Source organism: Rhizobium sp. BR 315 (assembly GCF_050577975.1).
Lineage (GTDB): Bacteria > Pseudomonadota > Alphaproteobacteria > Rhizobiales > Rhizobiaceae > Rhizobium > Rhizobium miluonense.
This window is the reverse complement of record NZ_JARWKZ010000011.1, coordinates 76,401-98,125: the sequence shown is the minus strand read 5'-3', so window position 1 is coordinate 98,125 and position 21,725 is coordinate 76,401. Positions and strand designations below refer to the sequence as shown.

17 protein-coding genes are annotated in these 21,725 nt (G+C 59.0%); 13 read left to right on the top strand and 4 right to left on the bottom strand.

Annotated features, from left to right (window positions below):
- Positions 1 to 15 precede the first annotated feature (15 nt).
- From QD409_RS14120 to QD409_RS14060, 13 genes are all read left to right on the top strand, one after another.
- Positions 16 to 1,479 (top strand): sugar ABC transporter ATP-binding protein, encoded by a 1,464-nt coding sequence (locus QD409_RS14120; RefSeq protein WP_245298149.1) that lies wholly within the window; start codon positions 16 to 18, stop codon positions 1,477 to 1,479.
- Positions 1,476 to 2,420 (top strand): ABC transporter permease, encoded by a 945-nt coding sequence (locus tag QD409_RS14115; protein ID WP_430762942.1) that lies wholly within the window; start codon positions 1,476 to 1,478, stop codon positions 2,418 to 2,420. The genes QD409_RS14120 and QD409_RS14115 overlap by 4 nt, the downstream gene beginning before the upstream one ends.
- Positions 2,417 to 3,367 (top strand): ABC transporter permease, encoded by a 951-nt coding sequence (locus QD409_RS14110; protein ID WP_092854770.1) that lies wholly within the window; start codon positions 2,417 to 2,419, stop codon positions 3,365 to 3,367. Before QD409_RS14115 ends, QD409_RS14110 begins: the two co-directional genes overlap by 4 nt.
- 32 nt (positions 3,368 to 3,399) lie before the next feature.
- Complete coding sequence (locus tag QD409_RS14105; RefSeq protein WP_430762941.1) at positions 3,400 to 4,320, top strand: SMP-30/gluconolactonase/LRE family protein; 921 nt, start codon at positions 3,400 to 3,402, stop codon at positions 4,318 to 4,320.
- A 359-nt stretch (positions 4,321 to 4,679) separates the two neighbouring features.
- Positions 4,680 to 5,294: a cupin domain-containing protein gene (locus QD409_RS14100; protein ID WP_430762950.1), complete on the top strand. Its 615-nt coding sequence runs from the start codon at positions 4,680 to 4,682 to the stop codon at positions 5,292 to 5,294.
- A 122-nt stretch (positions 5,295 to 5,416) separates the two neighbouring features.
- Positions 5,417 to 6,358: an ABC transporter substrate-binding protein gene (locus QD409_RS14095; protein ID WP_430762940.1), complete on the top strand. Its 942-nt coding sequence runs from the start codon at positions 5,417 to 5,419 to the stop codon at positions 6,356 to 6,358.
- An 89-nt stretch (positions 6,359 to 6,447) separates the two neighbouring features.
- Positions 6,448 to 7,245 carry an ATP-binding cassette domain-containing protein gene (locus tag QD409_RS14090; RefSeq protein ID WP_430762939.1) on the top strand — a complete coding sequence of 266 codons (798 nt, stop codon included), beginning with the start codon at positions 6,448 to 6,450 and terminating at the stop codon, positions 7,243 to 7,245.
- On the top strand, positions 7,242 to 8,255 hold the full coding sequence (locus QD409_RS14085; protein ID WP_430762938.1) for an ABC transporter permease: 1,014 nt from the start codon (positions 7,242 to 7,244) through the stop codon (positions 8,253 to 8,255). The genes QD409_RS14090 and QD409_RS14085 overlap by 4 nt, the downstream gene beginning before the upstream one ends.
- A gap of 5 nt (positions 8,256 to 8,260) precedes the next feature.
- Complete coding sequence (locus QD409_RS14080) at positions 8,261 to 9,349, top strand: phosphotriesterase (protein WP_092854796.1); 1,089 nt, start codon at positions 8,261 to 8,263, stop codon at positions 9,347 to 9,349.
- 26 nt (positions 9,350 to 9,375) lie between these two features.
- Entirely contained in the window at positions 9,376 to 10,146 is a 771-nt protein-coding gene (locus tag QD409_RS14075; protein ID WP_092854762.1) for a glutamine amidotransferase, read from the top strand.
- A complete protein-coding gene (locus QD409_RS14070; protein ID WP_245298148.1) occupies positions 10,146 to 11,078 on the top strand; it encodes a ribokinase in 933 nt (310 codons plus the stop codon). Before QD409_RS14075 ends, QD409_RS14070 begins: the two co-directional genes overlap by 1 nt.
- On the top strand, positions 11,063 to 11,905 hold the full coding sequence (locus tag QD409_RS14065) for a BtpA/SgcQ family protein (protein WP_092854758.1): 843 nt from the start codon (positions 11,063 to 11,065) through the stop codon (positions 11,903 to 11,905). The genes QD409_RS14070 and QD409_RS14065 overlap by 16 nt, the downstream gene beginning before the upstream one ends.
- Entirely contained in the window at positions 11,902 to 13,149 is a 1,248-nt protein-coding gene (locus QD409_RS14060; RefSeq protein ID WP_092854756.1) for a Zn-dependent hydrolase, read from the top strand. The genes QD409_RS14065 and QD409_RS14060 overlap by 4 nt, the downstream gene beginning before the upstream one ends.
- Positions 13,150 to 13,569: 420 nt before the next feature.
- On the opposite strand, the gene QD409_RS14055 is transcribed toward QD409_RS14060, so the two are convergent.
- The 4 genes from QD409_RS14055 to bcsA are packed head-to-tail and all read right to left on the bottom strand — an operon-like array spanning position 13,570 to position 21,690.
- On the bottom strand, positions 13,570 to 15,975 hold the full coding sequence (locus tag QD409_RS14055) for a cellulose synthase (protein WP_430762937.1): 2,406 nt from the start codon (positions 15,973 to 15,975) through the stop codon (positions 13,570 to 13,572).
- The gene (locus tag QD409_RS14050; protein ID WP_430762936.1) at positions 15,966 to 17,015 is read right to left on the bottom strand and encodes a glycosyl hydrolase family 8; all 1,050 of its coding nucleotides are present in this window, start codon (positions 17,013 to 17,015) and stop codon (positions 15,966 to 15,968) included. Before QD409_RS14050 ends, QD409_RS14055 begins: the two co-directional genes overlap by 10 nt.
- Entirely contained in the window at positions 17,012 to 19,501 is a 2,490-nt protein-coding gene (locus tag QD409_RS14045; protein WP_430762935.1) for a cellulose biosynthesis cyclic di-GMP-binding regulatory protein BcsB, read from the bottom strand. The genes QD409_RS14050 and QD409_RS14045 overlap by 4 nt, the downstream gene beginning before the upstream one ends.
- Positions 19,501 to 21,690, bottom strand: coding sequence for a UDP-forming cellulose synthase catalytic subunit (bcsA, locus tag QD409_RS14040; RefSeq protein WP_092854750.1), 2,190 nt, complete (start codon positions 21,688 to 21,690; stop codon positions 19,501 to 19,503). The genes QD409_RS14045 and bcsA overlap by 1 nt, the downstream gene beginning before the upstream one ends.
- Positions 21,691 to 21,725 lie beyond the last annotated feature (35 nt).

Genomic DNA, 21,725 nt, shown 5'->3' with positions numbered 1-21,725 from the left:
AAAGATAATAGCTTGATGAGAGAAAATGCCGAGCGGCAAGCCGTCGTCTCGGCCCGAGGCATCAAGATGCGTTTCGGCGCCGTCAAGGCGCTCGACGGCGCCGACCTGACTATTCATGCCGGCGAATGTATCGGTCTTGTCGGACACAATGGCGCCGGGAAATCGACGATCGTCAACGTCATCAATGGCGGCCTAAGCCCCCATGAAGGAACAGTTGCCTATGACGGCAATGATAGGGTCCATGGTATCAATGCGGCGCGCGCGCATGGCATTCGCTGTGTTTTCCAGGAGCTTTCGCTCGCGCCCAATCTAACCGTCGTCGAGAACATGCGGATCGTCCACCACGGCCTTTCCGGCTGGAGCTGGCGTCGGCGGGCGGCGGCGATCGTTCGAGCCAAGCTCGACGAGATCTTTGTCGGTCACAAGATCGATGTCATGCGCACGGTTGGTGAGCTTTCTATCGCCGAACGGCAAATGGTGGAAATCGCGATTACCTTCTCTACCGTCAGCGAGAAGCCGAAACTTGTCATTCTGGATGAACCGACCTCATCGCTCGATGCGGGGCTGGCGGCACAGCTGATGGCCTATGTGCGAAGCTTTGTCCAAGCTGGCGGTGCGGTCATGCTGATCTCTCACATTCTTGGCGAGATCCTTTCGACTGCGAGCCGCATTCTCGTCATGAAGGATGGTCGCGTCGTGGCTGATCGTGCCGCGCAGGACTTCAGCGTCAACAGCCTTGTCCAGGCGATGGGCAGCGTCGTCAAGGAACAGGACCGCAAGCTAAGGAATGAGGCGCATGCCACCAGGCCTCCCATCCTGGCCTTGCCTTCGCGCGGCGGCAGGGGGCTTGCCTTCGAAGTTCGCAAAGGAGAGGTGATTGGCCTTGCCGGTCTCGCGGGCCATGGTCAGACCGATATGTTGCTCGATCTCCATCGATCACTATCAAGCAACTGGCTGCCGGGCAGGCGGGACAATATTGCCTTCGTCGCCGGTGATCGCAGCCTGAACGGGACCTTCCCTTTGTGGAGCATCCTGAAGAACCTCAGTATCGCATCGCTCGGCGATCTATCGAAGATGTTCCTCGTCAACAAACAGCAGGAAGAGAACCTCGGCGCGGACTGGAAGGCACGTATCGAAATCCGGACGCCAACGATGGAAAACCGCATCCTGTCACTGTCCGGCGGCAATCAGCAAAAGGTCCTGTTCGCCCGCGCTCTCGCGACCACGTCGCCGATCGTGCTGATGGATGATCCCATGCGCGGCGTCGACATCGGCACCAAGCAGGAAGTCTATCGGATCCTGAATGACGAGGCCTCCGTCGGCCGGACCTTTATCTGGTACTCCACTGAAATGGACGAGATCCGCCTGTGTGATCGCGTCTACGTCTTTCGCGACGGTGCCATTGTCGCGGAACTGGTCGGAGAGGATATCACGGAGGAAAATGTGCTGGCGGCTTCTTTTGCCGGGGAGGGCGCATGATCCGCCCATCGTCTTCCACCTTGCGCCTGCTAATCCCGGCGCTATCACTGGTCGTTCTGCTGAGCGCGGTCTTCTATCTTCAGCCGCGCGCCATGAGCTATGTCGGTCTCAATCTGCTCTTCAATCTCGCCGTGCCAATCGCGTTGGCGACGATCGCCCAGATGATGATCATGTCGGTCAATGATCTCGATCTGTCGATGGGAACATTCGTCAGCTTCACCGCCTGCGTGGCTGCGACCTATCTACAGTCAGCACCGCTCCTGGGCATCCTCATTCTTCTCGCCTCGATCGTCGTCTACGCCGCAATGGGCGTGATCATCTATATCAGGGACTTGCCGTCGATCGTCGTCACCCTCGGCATGAGCTTTGTCTGGGGTGGCCTTGCCGTATTGCTGTTGCCTGCGCCGGGTGGCACCGCGCCCGACTGGGCTCGCTGGCTGATGACGTCAAAGCCGCCGCTGGTCCCCATGGCGATTGTTGCAAGTGTCGTGATCGCGTTGATTTCCCAGCTGATCCTCATGCGCTCTTCCTTCGGCGTACTGATCCGTGGCGTCGGCGGCAACCAACGGTCGCTCGAGCGCGCCGGCTGGTCCGTTGTAACCTTGCGCGCGGCCGCCTATGGGCTTGCCGGTCTGTTCGCGGTGCTATCCGGCATTGCGCTTGTCGGGCTTACCACATCGGCGGACGCCAACATCGCGCTACGCTACACGCTGCTGTCGATCGCCGGCGTCATTCTTGGCGGCGGGGAATTTATTGGCGGCAGGGTTTCGCCGATCGGTGCCGTCATCGGCGCGTTGACCCTGACATTGGCAGGCTCTTTCCTGTCATTCTTACGGATTTCGCCGGACTGGCAGATCGGCGCTCAGGGCGCCATCCTGATCGTCGTGCTGGCCCTGCGGCTGCTGCTCAGCCACGTCGAGAAGCGGGAGAAACACTCATGATCGCTCTTCGCGTGCTCGGGCGGAAGCCTTGGATCTGGTCGTTTTTTGCCACCATCACCGTATGGCTCGTCACTGTGCTTTTCACCGGTGGCGCAAGCTCCCTTGGTCTGTCGCAGGCCGCATTGACCTTCGCAGCCTTCTCGGTGATCGTCGGTATCGGGCAGATGTTCGTCATCACGCTCGGCCCGGGCAATATCGATCTTTCCGTGCCAGCCACCATGACGCTTGCCGGCACCGTGGCGCTGAAGCTGATGAATGTCGAAGACGGCATGATCGTGCCAGGCCTGCTGGTGTCGATCCTGATCGGTCTTGGCATTGGCATCGGCAATTATGCCCTGATCAAGCTTTTGCGCATCCCGCCGATTATCGCGACGCTGTCGATGAGTTTCATCATTCAGTCGACGGCAATCTGGAGCAATCGTGGCCTTCGCATCAAGCCGCCTGAGCAACTCGCTGATTTCACGACATCGGGCTTTCTTGGCATCCCGAATGTTGCCATCGTTGCGCTCCTGCTCTCGCTGCTTGCCTGGGCGCTGCTGGAGCGAACGATCTACGGCCGGTGGATATCGGCAATCGGACAAAGCATGTTTGCGGCGCGCATGGCAGGCATTCCCGTCGATGGAACGCGGCTTGCAACCTATGTGCTCTGCGCCATCCTCGCTTCGATTTGCGGCTATCTGCTGGCGAGCTTTTCCGGTGGGGCTGCCCTTAATATGGGTGCCGAATATCTGCTGATGTCGATCGCCGTCGTCATCATCGGCGGAACGGCGGTCGCCGGTGGAGACTCGAACGTTCCGGGCATATGGGGCGCGTCCCTGTTCATGTTCCTGGTCGTGTCTATGCTGAATACCTATGGCTTTGGCGCAGGCCCCAGGCTCGTTCTCACCGGCCTCATCATCATTGCCGTCATCCTGGTTGCAGGCGGCCGCCCAACCGGCGGTCGCTGACACTGATCCCCAGCAGTTTTAGGACATCCGAAATGCCGAACGACGCATCGTCTCTCTATGAAATCTACGATACCCGCTTTCGCAACCTCGTGGTTCCAAGCGCTGGATTGGAGGAGCTTTATTCAGATTGCCGCTGGGCAGAAGGCCCAGTCTGGTTTGCCGATACCGGATGCCTTATCTGGAGCGACATTCCCAACGAACGTATGTTGCGATGGGTGCCAGGCGGCGGCGTGTCGATCTACCGGGCACCATCCAATTTCACCAATGGCAATACTCGCGACCGTCAGGGGCGCCTTATATCCTGCGAACACGGCGGCCGTCGGGTGACGCGCACCGAAATCGACGGTTCGATCACGATCCTCGCCGATAGCTATAAGGGCCAGCGCCTGAATTCGCCGAACGACGTTGTTGTCCGTTCGGATGGAACCGTCTGGTTCACCGACCCGACCTACGGCATCCTCTCAAACTACGAAGGCTATAAGGCGGAGCCCGAGCAGGCAACCCGCAATGTCTACCGGCTCGATCCGTCTAAAGAAGAGCTGGATGTCGTGGTCGAGGATTTCGCCCAGCCGAACGGCCTGGCCTTTTCTCCCGATGAGACAAAGCTCTATGTGGCCGACTCTGCTGCAAGCCACGACGTCAATGCCCCAAGGCACATTCGTGTCTTTGACCTCGTGGATGGCAGAAAACTCGCAAACGGTCGCGTTTTCTGCAACATCGACGCCGGCGTCCCGGATGGCTTCCGCGCCGATGTCGAGGGTAATATCTGGACAAGTGCCGGCGACGGCGTCCATTGTTTCGCGGCTGATGGCACCTTGATTGGCAAGATAAAGATATCGCAGACGGTGGCCAATCTCACTTTCGGTGGCCCGCGCCGAAATCAGCTGTTCATCACCGCGACGCGATCGCTCTATCGTGTCTTTACGACGGCAACCGGCGTGCAAATGCCATAAGGTTCGTCGTCGATAAGCCAATACTCGAAATAGCGGCCACCGGGTCCACCTCGTCCGCCGCGGCCGCATCTGGCACGACAAGCTCGAAATTCCGCGCTGATTTGCGCTGATCGCCCGGAAGCTACGTTTCAAGCAGGTGTCGTTTATCCGCTTCTATAGTCAGCCTTATCCAAATGCTGCTCATCGTGACCGCGAGTGCCCGTCGTTTCAAGAGCTACCATTTGCGATGCTCTCTCTCATTCGCAACTGTACAGGTGAAGTGATGACCTTTTGCACGGGCCGAGATGCAATGCCTAGACATAAGCAATGGGCTGGCGTTAAGCTTTGGCTTTGATAACGGCGATACCAAAACCATGAACATGATAGAACCCCCGCGCAAATCGGGAGACGTCGGCGAGGAAAAGATACTGACCAATCCAGTGCGGCTTGGAGGTCGCTTGAAGCTCGCCCGGCAGACACGGGGGTTGACCCTCAAGGCTCTTGCCCTGGCGGCAGATTGTTCTGAAAGCCTGCTGTCGAAGATCGAGAACGGCAAGGCTTCGCCCTCATTGCCAATGCTCCATCGGCTCGTCGGCGTTCTCGGCACCAATATAGGCTGGATGTTTGAGGAGGCCGATGGTGAGGAGGGCATCGTCTTCCGTTCGGGAACGAGGCCGCTGATCGGACTGGACCCGTTGCGCAGGGGGGAAGGTATCTCTCTCGAACGAATTATCCCCTATTCGCAAGGTCATCTGCTCCAATGCAACATCCATCATATCGAGGCCGGCGGTCAAAGTGCCGGGCCGATCCAGCATGTCGGCGAGGAGGTCGGTTACGTCCTTGCGGGTGAAGTCGAGCTTATGGTCGGTGAGCGTACTTTCCGGCTCTCTCCTGGCGATAGTTTTGTTTTCAACTCCGAACTGCCCCATTGGTATCGCAACGTGGGAGCGGAACGCGCCAGCATCTTCTGGGTCAATACGCCAGCGACTTTTTAATTCGTGCGGATCCAGTCGGAGCAAGCTCGCGACCATCTTGAAAATCATCCATTCAAGTCACTTGACAAGAATTCAAGTTACTTGAATACTCCTCATGCAATCCAAAAACATGGGGAACGATCATGCGTCTTAAGAAATATTTGTTCGGTTGCGCGCTTGGCGCAACCGTTGCGCTTGCCTGCAGCGCCGGTGCCGCCATGGCGGATACGCTGGCACTGGTGACGATCAACCAGCAGGCTCTCTTCTTCAACCAGATCAATGATGGCGCCAAGGGGGCGGCAAAGAAGGCCGGTGTCGATCTTGTCATCTTCAACGCAAACAACGTGCCCAGTGCACAGAATGATGCCATCGAGAACTACATCACCCAGAAAGTCGACGGTATCATATTGGTCGCCATCGACGTGAACGGGGTGAAGCCGGCAATTACTGCTGCCAAAAAGGCCGGTATCCCGGTCATCGCCATCGATGCGCAGATTCCGAACGGCGATAACATCGCCTTCGTGGGTGTCGACAATACCGAGGCGGGCGGGGAGATCGGCAAATTCTATTCCGATTATGTCAAAGCCAAGTTGAGCGGCAGTGCCAAGATCGGCGTTGTCGGCGCGCTCAACTCCTTCATCCAGAACCAGCGTCTTGACGGCTTCAAGACGGCGGTAAAGGCGGGCGGGCAGAAGGTCGACTTCCTTGATACCGTAGACGGCCAGAACGTCCAGGATGTGGCGCTCAGCGCAGCGGAAAATCTCATCACCGCCAATCCCGACATGACGACGCTCTATGCGACCGGCGAGCCTGCGCTGCTCGGTGCCGTTGCGGCCGTCACCAGCCAGGGCAAAACGGGTAGCGTGAAGGTCTTCGGCTGGGATCTGACCAAGCAGGCGATCGAAGGCATCGATCAGGGCTGGGTTACGGCTGTCATCCAGCAGGATCCGGCTGGCGAAGGCAAAGCGGCGGTCGAAGCGCTCGTCAAGGTGAAAAAGGGCGACAAGATCGATCCAATCATCAATGTGCCGGTGACCATCGTCACCAAGGAAAATGTCGACAAGTTCCGGGGCATGTTCAAGTAGCTCTCACACCTCGTCACGTCATGGCCGTTCGCATCGGCCATGACGTTGTGGCATCATGGCTCAGGCCATTTCCGCAAGGCAGCATTGATATGACAAACGCTGATACCTACCGCGTCAGGATGACCGGTATTTCCAAACGCTATGGTACGATGCAGTCCCTGGACAATGTATCGTTGACCTTGAAGCCGGGCGAGGTCCTTGGCCTTGTCGGTGACAACGGCGCAGGCAAATCGACCTTGAGCAAGGCCCTGTCGGGCGCGGTGATCCCGGATTCGGGGACGATCGAGATTGACGGCAAACCGGTTTCCTTTGCGTCGCCAGCCGACGCACGCGCTGCGCATGTCGAGATGGTCTACCAAGACCTGTCCCTTTGCGACACGGTCGACGTCGCAGGAAATCTCTTCCTTGGGCGTGAGCCGAAATGGAAGCTTGCCGGCATCCCGATCCTCGACAAAAAGACCATGCATGAACGGGCGCGCCATATGCTGGAAGGGCTTGGCATCGTCATTCCTGACACGCATCTCAAGGTCGAAAATCTTTCAGGCGGCCAACGCCAGTCCATCGCAATCGGACGCGCGGCGTCATTCAATCCGTCGGTCCTCATCATGGACGAGCCGACGGCAGCCTTGGCAGTTGCCGAAGTCGAAGCGGTACTGGAGCTCATCCGCACAGTCAGTGCGCGGGGCGTCAGCGTCATTCTGATCACACATCGTCTGCAAGATCTCTTCCTCGTCTGCGATCGCATCCAGGTAATGTACGAGGGACAGAATGTTGCCGAGCGCCTTATCGCGGAAACGAATATCGAAGAGGTCGTCAACCTGATCGTCGGTCGCAAGTTTTCTGCTCGCTCGGCCGGACAACCCACTGAGCGAGGTGCTTCCGTATGACCATAGCCTCTTCTCATGCCCAAACCAGCCAGTCGTCTCGCCTGCGTAAGGCGCGCCTCTACGACAAGGCGATAGCCAATGGCGGCATCGTTTCGATCGCCTTGTTTTTCATCGTCGTCTGCGTTTTCTTCTCCCTCTTTACCCATGTCTTCCTGACGGCTCCCAACCTCCTGAACGTCGTCAGACAATCCGCGCCCTTGTTGATCGTGGCAGCGGCTATGACCTTCGTCATCACAACAGGCGGCATCGATCTTTCGGTCGGATCCGTATTGGCCCTTGCCGCAACGCTTTCGGCTGCCTGCATTCAGGCCGGAATCCCATGGCCGCTCGTTGTCGTTCTGATGATGCTTCTTGGTGGCGCAACTGGATTGATCCAGGGATATTTCATCGCTTACGAGCGGATCCCAGCCTTCATCGTCACCCTGGCTGGGCTATCGGTCATCAGGGGCCTGGCGCTGCTCATCACCGGCGGCTATTCGATCCCGGTCGATCCGCAGAGCCCGTTCACGGCGATTGGCCAGGCCTGGTTCTTTGGCATTCCTGCACCTGCAATGATTGCGATCGTGGCCCTTGCCGCGGCCTATGTCGCCTTTAATGAAACGCCCTTCGGCCGCTATGTCACCGGCATCGGCGCCAATGCCGAAGCGGTGCGCCGCGCCGGCGTCAATACCCGGCGCGTCACCTTGTTCGTCTATGTGATATCGGGTGTCGCTGCCTCAATCGCCGGCATCATCCTTGCCGCGCGCCTGGGTTCCGGCTCTTCAAATGCCGGGCAGGGTTTCGAACTCGATGTCATTGCCGCAGTGGTACTGGGTGGTACAAGCCTGTTCGGTGGGCGGGGCTCGGTTGTCGGCACGGTGCTTGGAGCACTGACCGTTGCCGTTATCGCCAATGGTCTGATCCTCTCGCACATGTCGCCTTTCTTCACGCCGATCGTGACTGGCGTCATCATCCTGGTGGCAATCTGGCTGAACTTCCGCCTCTTCAAGGGCGCGACGAGGAGCCGCTGAGCATGATGGACCATCTCTTTGCGGATACGACCAAAGCGCATCATGCCATCGGCGTTCAAACCGGATGCGCCATGACGGTGCTGGGCCCGATACCGGTCGTGGATATGGGCGTGACGCTTATGCACGAGCACATTTTTCTGGATGGGGCGAGTTCGTGGAAATGCCCCTGCCATCCCGATGAAAAGGCGATCGCCGAACAGCCGGTGGGAATCGAGATCATCGGCGAACTTCGGATGAACCCCTATATGAACCGCGACAACGTCTCGTTGGATGACGGGGATCTGGCGCTAGCCGAACTCGGCCGCTTCCAGAAGCTTGGCGGCCACACCGTGGTGGAAACCACCAACTTTGGCATAGGGCGCGATGCCGAACAGTTGCGCCGTATTGCTCGCATGTCCGGTCTGAAGATCATCATGGGTACGGGCTTCTATCTGGAACATACCCATCCCGAATGGCTGAAGGGCATGGATCTCGACGAGGTCACGGCCTTCATCGTCAACGACGTCGGCGGTGGCGAGACCCAGCCTGATATCATGGCTGGCGTCATCGGCGAGGTCGGCGTCAGCAAGGACTTTACGGCCGAGGAGCAGAAGTCCTTGCGGGCATCGGCGCGAGCCTCGCGGCTGACAGGCCTGCCTTTGTCCATCCACCTGCCGGGATGGGAGCGCCTCGCCCATCGCGTACTGGATGTGGTCGAGGAAGAAGGCGCGGACCTGCGTCATACGGTGCTCTGCCACATAAATCCCAGCCACAATGATCTCGATTATCAAAAGAGTCTCGCCGAACGTGGCGCTTTTCTGGAATACGACATGATCGGCATGGACTATTATTACGCCGATCAGGATGCCCAATCGCCGTCGGATGAAGAGAACGCCAGGGCGATCCGGGCGCTCGTCGACTTAGGCTTTACCGACCGCCTGCTTCTGTCGCAGGACGTCTTTCTCAAGATCATGCTGACCCGCTATGGCGGCTTCGGCTATGGCTACATTCTCAAGCATTTCCTGCCGCGGCTGAAACGCCATGGCGTCGATCAGCAGGCGATCGACCAGATGCTGATCACCAATCCCCAATCGGTATTTTCCGCCTCGGCCTGAAGGTCGGGTGCATTCAAGGAGCAGACATGAGCAAGAAAAAGGTTCTTCTGGCAGGTGAGTCATGGGTTTCGACCGCCACCCACATCAAAGGTTTCGACCAGTTTCCGACGGTGACCTATCACACTGGCGCCGACGAGCTTCTCAAGGCTTTGAAGGACAGCGCCTTCGACGTCACCTTCATGCCGGCACATGAGGCGCAGCGTGATTTTCCGCTGACGGCAGAGGTGATTGCGGACTATGACGCTATCATTCTGTCGGATATCGGCGCCAACACGCTGCTTTTGCATCCGGATACCTGGATTCATTCCAAGAGGACACCGAACCGTCTGAAACTGTTGCGCGACTATGTGGCAAACGGCGGCGCACTATTGATGTTTGGTGGCTATTACAGCTTCCAAGGCATTAACGGTGGCGCGCGCTATCATAAGACCCCGGTCGAAGAAGTACTGCCCGTGACCTGCCTGGCGATCGATGATCGTGTCGAGGTTCCCGAGGGATTTTCGCCTGTCGTCACGGGAAGTGCCGATCATCCTGTCCTCAAGGGCCTGGGAGGCGACTGGCCCTATCTCCTCGGCTTCAACCAAGTGGCCGTCAAGCAGGGCGCCCAGGTTCTTGCGACGGTTTCCAGCGAGTATGGTTCGCAGCCGCTGCTGGTAACCGGCACCTATGGCGCCGGCAAGACACTCGTCTGGACATCGGATGTCGGCCCGCACTGGCTGCCGCCCGAATTCATCGCCTGGAACGGCTATAAGACACTGTTCGAGCAGATGCTAGCCTGGGCAACGATCAGGGACTGATGCCTATGCGCCTCCATGTCGTCGGCAATGTCTGCGTCGATACGAGCTTCCGCTTGCCGCGCCTGCCGCGTCCGGGCGAGACGCTCAATGCGACCTCGACAGTTGAGGGCATCGGAGGCAAGGGCGCCAATCAAGCCGTCGCGGCGGCCCGAAGCGGGGCGGATGTGTGCTTCTGGGCCCCGCTTGGCGACGACGATATGGCGGATAGAGTGACCGAGATGCTGAAGAGCGATCTTGACGTCGATCGACTGATTCGACTGCCTCTTCCCACGGATCGTTCGACGATCCTGTTGGAAGAAGGCGGCGAAAACGCCATCGTGAGTGCCGTCGTCTGCGCGCGAGCTTTCGATCCGATCCAGCAAACGAATCTAACCGAGATCTGGAGTAAAGACGACATCCTTTTGATGCAGGGAAATCTACCATGGGAGGTCATCGCCACTTGTCTGAAACTTGCCAAACGGTCGGACCTGAAGACGGTGCTGAATCCGAGCCCGCTGTCAGACACGAACGTCGAGGATCTTGCCGATGTGGATGTCGTCATCGTCAATCGGGGTGAAGCCTGCGCGCTGACGGGTCTGGAAAGCCCGGCTGCGGCGGCAGACCTGCTCTTCGATAGAGGGGCCAGAAGCGTGGTCGTGACGCTGGGAAGTGAGGGTAGCCTCGTTTGGGATCAGGCAGATGATGCACCTTTTGTTCTTGAGGCGCACAGGAGCGCCGCTGTCGATACCAGCGGTGCCGGTGACTGCTTTGCGGGCACCTTCGTCGGCTTGCTGGCGCAGGGAAAAACCTTGGCTGCGGCTGCAAAGGTGGCAACCAAGGCTGCCGCCATCTCAGTTGCTCGTCTCGGAACGCTCTCCTCCTATCCCTCGCGGGCGGAGTTTTCGGAAATCATAAAGATATCAGAACTGGAAAACACATGGCTGGGACAATGAAGCCTATCGGGCAGGTAGCGGGCAACGCGCTTATCGATCTCTTCGGGCGCGACAAAGCAATTATCGGCGTCGTACACTTGGCGCCGCTTCCCGGCGCGCCACGCTATTCGGGAGAGGAGATAGAGACCGTCTACCAGCGCGGCCTCGATGATGCTCGCGCTTATCTTGCCGGCGGCTGCGACGCCGTGATCATCGAGAACCATGGCGACATTCCATTTTCGAAGCCCGATGATATCGGTCCGGAGACTTCGACCTACATGGCCGTCGTCTCGGATCGCATCCGCCGTGAACTCGGCGGTCCGATCGGCATCAATGTTCTTGCCAACGCCGCCATCCCCGCGCTTGCGATCGCCAGTGCGGCGGGCGCGGGCTTCGTTCGCGTCAATCAATGGGCAAACGCCTATGTCGCCAATGAAGGTTTCATCGAGGGTGAAGCTGCCCGTGCAATGCGCTATCGCGCGCGGCTCAATGCATATGGCATCCGTATTTTCGCTGACGCACATGTCAAACACGGAGCGCATGCTATCGTTGCGGACCGCTCGGTCGAGGAGCAGGTCAAGGATCTCGTCTTCTTTGATGCAGATGTGGTTATTGCCACGGGGCAGAGAACCGGGCATGCAGCCGATCTGGACTACATAAGCATGATCAAGCGGGCGGCAGGCCTGCCGACGCTCGTCGGCAGCGGCGTAACCACAGAGAATGGCAACGACATTCTATCGGTTGCCGATGGCGTGATCATCGCAAGCTCCCTGAAATATGATGGAGTCTGGTGGAATGCAGTCGATCCCCAACGGGTAAAGGACTTCGTGGCAGGCATCCATCGATGAAGCCATATCCGAAGATCAATGCGCAGCGTCTGTTGCAGCGCATTGCCGATTTTGCAGCGATCGGCGCAACGCCCGCTGGCGGTGTGAACCGCCAAGCACTGAGCGCCGAGGATAGGGCGGCCCGACGCCTGCTTGCGGAGCTAGCCGTCGCGCGCGGATTTGGCATCCACCAAGACGCGATTGCCAACCTCTTCATCCGGCGCGAAGGGTCTAATCCTTCGCTTCCGCCCATTCTGATCGGTAGCCATCTTGATAGTCAGCCTACCGGAGGCAGGTTCGACGGCGCTCTGGGTACGCTGTCTGCCTTTGAAGTATTGGAAGCTCTGGAGGATGCAGGCGTCGTCACCGAGCGATCTGTGGAAGTCGTGTCCTGGACCAACGAGGAAGGTAGCCGCTTTTCTCCTGGCTGCATGGGGTCGACGGCTTTTGTCGGCGCAGGCGACGTGCGCAGATGGCAGGATATGCATGGTGCCGATGGAGCCAAACTCGGCGACGAGCTGGCTGCAACATTGAATGCACTACCGGAAGCTGGAACGCAGCCGATCGGCCATTCTGTTTCCGCCTTCGTTGAGGTGCATATCGAACAAGGCCCCGTGCTTGAGCGCACAGGCGTGCCGATTGGCATCGTCACCGGCGTGCAGGGAACCAAGTGGCTTGAGATTTCCTTCATCGGCGAAGCGGCCCATGCTGGCACGACGCCACTAGAGTTCCGCAAGGATCCCATGGCCGCCGCTGCCGCTGCGATCGCGCACCTGCAGCTAGTCGTCATGCCAGCTGATCCAATGGCGCGGCTGACGGTTGGCCGCATGACTGTTGAACCCAGTTCCGTCAACGTCATTCCGAGCAGGGTTACATTCACCGTCGACATCCGCCATCCTCAGGAAGACGTGCTTTCCTCGATCGAGGCCCAGGTCGATGCGGAATGCCGTGCGTCGGCCGAGCGTCATATGGTCGACGTGCGGATCGCAAAGCGCTTTGACCTAGCGCCTGGACAGTTTGACCTGGCGATCGTGGATATGATTGACAATGCCTGCAGAATGCTCGGCGTTTCCAACATGAAATTGGTCTCAGGAGCTTTTCACGACGCACTTTTCGTCAGCCGCGTCGCGCCGACGGCGATGATCTTTGTCCCGTGCCGGGATGGCATCAGTCACAATGAGGCTGAATTCGTTGCCGCAGAAAACATTGAAATCGGCGCAACGGTCCTGCTTGAGACCACTCTTGCCTTGTCCAAAGAACAATAATCGTCCGGTGATCGATGTCATGGCTGGATGTCTGTGAACTCCGCCCGATGAACGGGTTCGGCAGAACCAGGATGTACTGTGCAGCCATAGATAGAAGTGAGCCACTAGATCTGGCCATGTCGTTCGAGCACAAGCAATCTGCAAGTATCCAGAAGACATTCTGTTTTACCAGCTCGCTGGACAGCGGATCCCACCAATTGGCGGGCAACTTTACGGTCGTCTCCGGGCTGCCGTAGGTTGGTCGGCGAGCGATCTTTACGCCGTCGTGCCATGGACCTTCGAAAAGTAATGGCCCCACGTTATCGCTTACGCCGTAGTGGTTCTGCCCAGAAGATGGCGGATTGTTTCCGGTTTTCGATGAGCGTTGGAAGCAACTAGTTTCGCGCTAATATGCGGAATTTTGGGCGTGATTTGTCGGTCTCAATACTCGCCCGGTTGCGGATGGGTCGCCAGCATCAGGTCCTTAAGCCCGCGGCTGCCGTCGCGGTTGCCGGTGGCCGCGACCGCGGTGAAGATGCGTTGGGCGTCGTCATACATTTTGAGATTGAGATAGCTGTATCCGCGCAATACCATCAGGTCGACACGCTCCTGCTGGAGCTGCGAGCGCTGGTCGAGATAGAGCAGTGCCTCGTGGTAGCGTTTGCCATTGAATGCCGAAAGGGCGCGATCGGCCAGGATTGCCACCTGCAGTTCGGCGGCGCGCTGATGGCTCATGGGTGCTTTGGTCGCCGCGACGGCTGCATTGTTGGCAAGCCCGGCCCGGAGATAGGCAAGGCTCTGCCCGTATGCGGCATCTTCTCGCGACTTGGGGTCACTATTGTTCAGCCCAACGCCAAAGGCTTCGACCGCTTCCATGGGCCGATTGAGGTTCATGAGGCACCAGCCGCGTGACAGCGCATTGGCCGGCGTCAGCAGCTCGGCATTGATTGTCGTGGTGCAGCCGGCCTGACGGCGCGTCGTGCGAGCAGCGGTTCTGGCGCGAATTTCAGGCTGAGCATATTCGACGGCTGCCGAGCGACGAACGGGTGTGATTGGCTGGGCGGCGGCCTGCGTGTTCGCGTAGGGTTGCGCAGCTGGAACCTGAGGCGTCGCTTGGGGAGCGGTCAACGGCGCGTTCGGGAGCGGCTGCTGGAGCACGGGTTGCTGGGGGGCGGTCTGTGCAGTCTGGTTCGGTGATGGCAATGGCGCGGCGACAGGTGTGCGCGGCGCCGGTTCTCCGAGGACGGCGATGCGCTGCGAACGACCTGCCCATAGGCGCTGGACTTCGGCGACACCCTGTCGGTCGTTCAGCTGATTGCGCGTGATAGCGAGGCCGTAGGCAGAAGGCTCGTCGTCGGGTTTCCAACGTAGCGCCGTTTCGAACCAGCGTGCGGCTGCCTGCGGCTGGTTCACGGTTCGGGCGTACCAGCCGAACTGCTGCGCCGTCGGAACATATTTTTCCTTCACGATCTCAGCGGCGACGCGCGCAAGGACATCCTCCGTGAGATTGGCCGGCGGCTGCAAGGCCATGAGGTTTGCCGTCGCTGCGAGATAGGTCGCCATCGCATCCTTGGATTCGTTGCGCCATTTATACATAGCGTCTTCGGCGTCCTGCGGTTTGTGGTCGGCAATCAATATCAGGGCCAGGCCCTGCGAGATTGCGGCTGAATCTTCCTTCTCATGTGCAGCCTTGAACCATTGCTCGGCGTCGGTGTAGTTGCCGCGGCGCAGATAATACCAGCCGAGCAGCGAGTCATCTGACGCTAACCCCTGGCTGCGGGCAACGCGCTCGACCTGGGAGAGATAGTCCTGCGAAACGGTCAGTTTCGGATCATCATTGCCCTGCGCCACGAAGCGCCGAGCCAGCTCGGTCCTTATGCTGTCAAACTCGCGTCCGCCATTGCCATCCGGCTTCTCAAGAGAAAGGAGATCCTGCATGGGCTGGTAGGCCAACAATGAGGAGGCCTTCTGGATGGTCGCGAGCCTCTCCTGCGGATTTGTGCAGGTCTTCAGGATGTAGCTATAGGCATCCTGGCCGCGCTGTGCGCGGTCGGTGCGAATGAAAGCCTCGGCCACGCGCCAGAGAATATCGATATCGCTGCATGTGAGCAGGCTCGGGTTCTTTGAGCCGATGTCGATCACCGTTGCGTATTGTTTCAGATCGGAAGCATTGACGATGCGCGTGCGCGCTTCGGCCACGGCAAGGCGCTCCAGGAGGTCGGAGGGTGGTTGCCATCCTGTATCCGCAGTCTGACGGTCGGCGATTGCCTTGCGCACCTCAGCGTAACGGCCCTCGGAATAGAGCTGCCACATGGCTTCCAGCTGCTTGTCGCTGTTTTGTGGTACGGCCAGCGGATCGGCGGGCGGCGTCCAGTTCGGGTAAAGCGTCTGCAGTCGAGAAATTTCCGCCTGCAGACGCGCCTTGTCGCCATGGCTGGCAAAATAGCGCAATGCGCTTTCATCCACCTTGGGTGCCGCGGCGGGTTGAGGCTGGCTCGGCTGCTGCTGAGGTGACTGCTGTGGGACGGGCTGAGGCGTCGGCTGTGGCGCAGCCTGCGCCGTTGCAGCGGGGCTGGCTTTGTCGACCTGAGACGTCGATGGCGGATCGGCGAGAACCGCCGACGGCGCCGTTGCCTGTATGTGATTGGCGATTGCCTGCAGATCGATGGACTGCCCTTGGGAGGTCGCCGGCTTGGCGTCAGCCGCGAGCGTCGCCAAAGGCTCCAGGCGATGGGATCTCGCCAGCTTGATCTTGTCTTCCGGCGAGTCGTGATCCTTCGTTGCGAGCGTAAACCCCGCCACAGCGACGGCCATAAAAGCCATGATCAAGGTGGACTTTATAAACACTCCGGGTGTTTCTCCGTGACAAAAGCCAGGCTCAAGAGCTGCAAAGTGGCCGGGTAGTAAAGCGACGGAGCGAACTGCCGAACCGGAGCGGGCAGTTTTGTTCCGCCTACCACACACGCCACAACATCGTTAACAATCCTATAACCGGGGTCGGAAAGCAGGTCTTTCGGTTTGCCCGTGGTCAGGTCGATCGTCGCTGGTTCGTCTCCTTCGACAGTCATGCCGCGCTGCAAGCGTGTGAGCAGTGCTTTGTCGTTAATGCCGGCGCGGGACAGATAAAGCGGGATTCTAACGGCATTGTAACCGAATTCCGCCTCGAAACCGTCGGCGGGTGCTGGCTTCGCCTGCAGGCTAACCCAGTCGGCTGGCAGCTTGCGCGGGCCGAACTGCATCGAGCGCAAAAGAGCAAGGCCATCGTCCCGCAGCTTCTGCCATCGCTCTGATGGCGCCAGCAAGGCCATGACAGGAATAGCCTCGTAAACCCAATAGGACGGATTGATGATGGGGCCGTCCTTGCGCCCTGGCGCAGTGTAGCCCTCAACACCGGGAATGAGCACCGTCCTCCCGCCCGCATCTATGACGACATTGGAGAGAAGCGCTTTCGCCATGACTGCGGCATACTGCAGATAGTCCTTGTTGTTCCAGGCAGATCCCGCAAGCGCCAGGGCATAGGCGATCAGCAGATCGCCATCCGAGGCGTTGTTGGTATCCGTCACATGAGGAGTTACCGCCGGATCCCATTTCCACGCCGCAAGACCATCGTCGCGCAACAGGAGTTCGGTCCGCGTGAAATACAAGATCTGCTCGAAGTCAGCCGGATTATTGGCGAGATAGGCGAGCAGCAAGCCGTAGCCTTGGCCTTCGCTGTGGCTGATGCCACTGTTGCCGTTGTCGAGGACGCGGCCGCTCGCATCGACGAACTTTGCCTTGTAGGCGATCCAGTCGTGCGGGTCGATTGCAGCACGTTGAGCCGCAACCGGCTGGGCGACCACCAGGATGGCGGCGCTGCAAATGGCCAGAATGGAGCACCAGCGTCTCATTCGCGCCTGCCGATCTTGGAGAGAATGTTTGCTGTGGCAATGCCGAGCAGCAGCGAGCCGATGACCAACAGGAATGCGTAGGAAAGGATATTGCTGGAAAGCCAATTCGCGGCGATCAGACGATAGTTGGTCAGCGACCAGGGGCCGGACAGGACGAAGTCGAAGCGGTTGACCGGTACGGTGTCGATCTTTCCCGTCTTGGCGGAATAGAGGGTGATGTGGCCGCTGATCTGCGGCCAATTGACTTGCGAGGTCATGGCATCCACGCCCGTCCGCAAGTCTCCGGCACTTGGTGCCGTAATCACGGTCCAGGTCGCGTCCTTGGTGGGGTTTGCCGCCTGCGCGATCAGGAAGGTATTGGCATTCGACGGTGCAAAAACCTGCTCAGAGCCTGGCATGAAGCGCAGGGAGCTGAGCGAGATATCGAAATTACGATGCATCCACTCCTGAAAGCGATCGAGTTGCCCCTGCACTACGCCGCCGCTGATGCGGGTACGCCAATCCGCGATGGTGACGGAGGCATCTTGTGTAGTGCCTTGTCCGGGTGTCGGCGAGCGCCAGGCGACCTGGCTTGTGGCGGCAATATTCATTTGCGAAAGGATCGTCGACGGGAGCTGCGAGATTGAGCCGATAAAGATCGCATTCCGGCTGCCAACGGCGCTGGGCGACGCTATCGGCTCAATGGCAATGGAATGGCCGGCAACCAGCGCCATCTGACCGAGGAGGGTGGCGGTCGTGGACAGCATATCGGCATCGATCCGATCGATGAACAAGGCCGTTGCCTCGGCATCGCGATTATAAGGATAGCCCGTGCCGGCGAAGGCGGCCAGGTTGGGTCGCTGCCCGACCCTTGCGAAATCCGGAATGCGGAACTGGCTGGTATCGAACAGCGCAAAACGCGGTGTCGTGCTTGACGTGGTGGCGGGCACGCAGGCCGAATCCTCGTCGGCCAGCAACATTACCTCGAGCGTCACCGTGTTGAGGCCGGGTTTAAAATGGCGCATCGTGATGCGAATGGGCAATTGCTTGAGGATGCCGCCGCCCGTCGCGGTGATCGGCTTTGTCGTGGCGATGTTGCCGTTGACATAGACATCGATATGGCTGCCAGGTCGCACGTCCTTCGCATAGGCGGCATCCAAAAGGACGGTGGCTTCACCATAGGCGTTCGCATAAAAATCGGACGGAATTGCAACGTTGAAGCTGGTGTGAAAACGCCGTCCTGAAAATTCCGTCGTCTTGACGCCCAGTTGCTCAAAAGAGAGGCTGGTTCCAGAATAGAGGAAAGGGGCATCCGGCGCAGTCCAGCGCTGCGTGACCAGCAGATCGCGCTGCGTATTCGGATCCCGGTCGGTTGGCGAAACCACCATATCGATCGCCGAGGAGATCGCCTGCCAGGACGGGCCGCTGATGAGCAGAAGCTGCTGTCCGCTGCGTGGATCCGTCGCAAATGTCGCCAACGCGCCATTTTGAGCGGAGGCGGGCACGGCAAACAGAGGCTGCAATTCGGCAGGCGTGCCGACGGCAACCGTCATTTTGCCCGGGCCTGGCGGCGGCAAAGCATCCGGACTGAACGAGAACGTCTCGTTCGGCATTCCGGCAAGCAGTGACAGACCCTGTGCGAGCCGCAACATCGGTTTGGTGGTGCCGGGTTGCGCCAGCGCCGGCACGACGAGATTGAATTGCGTCTTCCCGGCTTCGTCGATGCCGATCGCGCGTATTGCATCGGTTGTCGAAAGCTTTTCAGCCTCGCGCCCGGCGAATGTCAGAAAGGTTTTCGTCGGATCGATATCGGACCACAATTCGTAGGTCGACTGGATGTCACAGTCGGTGCGATGTCGTTGCGACGCCTCGAAGGTCAGCAGGTTAGAGCCCGGCTGCAGCAGGCCGCGCGGAATGTCGAAATTGACATCAGACGGGTTGTCGGAGGAGCCGATTTGCTGCTGGTGCACGATACGATCGTTTAAGAGCACGGTGAGCTGCGATGCTTCAGGGGCAACGACGACCGCGTTTTGGTAGGAAAAATTGAACTTCGCCGGAGCTGCCGCTTGTTCGGGCGTAAGGTAGATCGACCAGGATTTGTGATCGATCTCACCCTCCAGGCGCAGCTTCGAATAAGGAACGACAAAGCGGCGGAGCTCGGGTGTCGCCGATGCGATCTGTTGCACCTTCGGTGCTGCTTGCGGCGGTGCTTGAACCGGAACGACGGGCGGCGTGACCTGTGGGGCTACGGTCTGAGGAATGGCAGTTTGCGGCGTTATCGCAACGGGCGGATTGACCCGAGGGGTAACAGCCGAAGGTGTCGCTGCGGGAGGGAGGGTCGTCTTTGGCGGTTCAGCTTGGGGTGTTGTCGTCTGGGGCGCGAAAATTCGCGGCGTGACGGGCGGCTCGCCTTTCGGGCGTTCGCCCGACATGTCAAATGGTGTCGACTGCGCTTGGGCGGCCGCGGCGCCCAGGAGCAAGATGAGAATTGGGAGGACGCGATTCATCAGCTCTTCGCCTTTGCGCCCTGCCGTTGAGTTGAGCGCTCGCCGCCCACCCCTCTGAAAAGATAGATCAAGCCGCGGCTGGTTTGGTAGAGCGACAGGCCGAGGAACCAGATCGTTCCGCGGATGATGCCCGGATTGCGCCGACGCGCCTGCTGGAATTTCGTCCATTGGTCCGAATTGGCAAAAACAAGGTCGGCGATCAGCCGATGATCGGCGGCACCTTTCGGGACATACTGGCATCCGATCGCGGTGATATCTCCCATCGGTTCGATATTGCGAATGACAACCGACAGCGTGACCATTTCGGCGCCGCTATAGGGCTGGAAGCGAAGCGTGCCTTCCGAGCCGACCTTTATCGGGCCGAGATCCTTGTTGAAGACGTTCAACTTTGCGCCGTGAACGGAGACGTCCTCGATCGAAGCAGAATTCCATTTGTCGCCGGTGCCGAATTCGCTGCGGCGATCGACGCGTACGCGCCGCGACGAGGCGCGCTCGCCCCGTTCCGAGACCACGCCTAGCGCGCAGCCGGACATGATGAGGTTGATGAGATTCCAGCCGCCGACGACGAGCGTCACATCTGCCTTATAGGGCTCGGCGTAAACACGATAGATAGTCACCGCCAGGGCGATGATCTGAACCGCAAAGATGACGAAGAACGGGCGACTGATCTCAGAAAGCCGGCTGACCGAAATCGACTCGTCCTTGGCCGTCACTTTAAAGGTCGGCTTGTGGGGATTGAGCATGACGGAAATGACGGCCGGCAGCAGATGCACCGTCTGGACATATTCGTAGAGCTCGGAAATCCAAGGCCAGCGGAAGGAGCCGTAAAGATAATTCTGCATCATCAGGTTCACGAGCATGTAGGCGAGCGTATAGGCAAGGAACTCGCTGCCAGATGCGGTGAAGATTTCGAGATCGAAGAACAGATAGAAGAGCGGCGCGAACAGGAAGATGACGCGCGGGAAAGGGAAAAGCCAGAACAGCGTCGAAGACATGTAGCAGAAGCGTTGTGGCAGTGTCAGACCGCGTTTCAGCAGCGGGAAGCGGAAACGCAAGATCTGCATCATGCCTTGCGCCCAGCGGCTGCGCTGGCCGATGAAGCTTGCAAAGGTCGCCGGTTGCAGGCCCGCAATCAGCGGCTTGTCGACATAGATGCTGTTCCAGCCGGCGCCATGAAGCGCAAGCGCCGTTTCGCAGTCTTCTGTAATGCTGATGCCGCTGAAGCCGTTCTGCGATTCGAGCGCCCTGCGGCTGAGGACTGCGGCGGAACCGCAGAAAAATGCTGCGTTCCACTTATCAAGACCGCGCTGGATAATGCCGTAGAACATTTCGTTCTCGCTCGGCATGGTGTCGAAGGTGCGCAGATTTCGTTCCAGCGGGTCCGGATTGATGAAGAAATGCGGCGTCTGGACGAGGAAGAGTCTCGGATCGTCCTCGAAATAGCCCACCGTCTCCATCAGAAAATCGCGCGCCGGCGCGTGGTCCGCGTCGAAGACGGCAATCAGCTCGCCGGTGGAGTGCTCAAGTCCATTGTTGAGATTACCCGCTTTTGCATGTTCATTGCGCTCTCGCGTCAAATATTCGACATCCAGATCGGCGCAGAGCTGCTTGAGTTCGTCGTGGCGAGCAATGGCCACTTGCGATTCCAGCACCTTGGTCGAGTTCCGCTTTTGCGCCGTGCCGCCATCATCGAGCAGCCAGACTTTGAGCTTGTCGGCCGGATAGTCCATTGCTTTGGCAGAGGCGAGCGTGTTGGCAAGAAGATTGGTGTCCTCATTGTAGGAGGGCACGAAAACGTCCACCGACGGGAAGTCCTGCGTCTTCAATGCGCGCGCCGTGCGCGGGGGAAGAGGAGTGGCAACGATGAAGAGGCTGAGCATCAGCATCGCCACGTTATAGACTTCTGCAAGATAGAGCAGCAGCCCCGGAATGAAATTCTCAGGCTGATTTAAGGGCGGAAGGGTACTGGTCGTCCGCCAGTATACGTAGCGCAGGACGATGGCGGTGCCGAAGGCAAGCGCCACCAATCGCCAAGTGCCCTGACGCTTGAGAATCTTGATGATTGCCATAATGGTGACGGCGACGGTGCCGGCGATCAACTGCGTTTGAAGGTTGACGGGCAGTGTGATCAGAACGACCCCGCATAGCGCGATCACGGCCCATATCAAGATGCTGCGTGCTGTCTGCATCGATGTTCCTTCAAAGGTATTGCCAGGCGCCATCC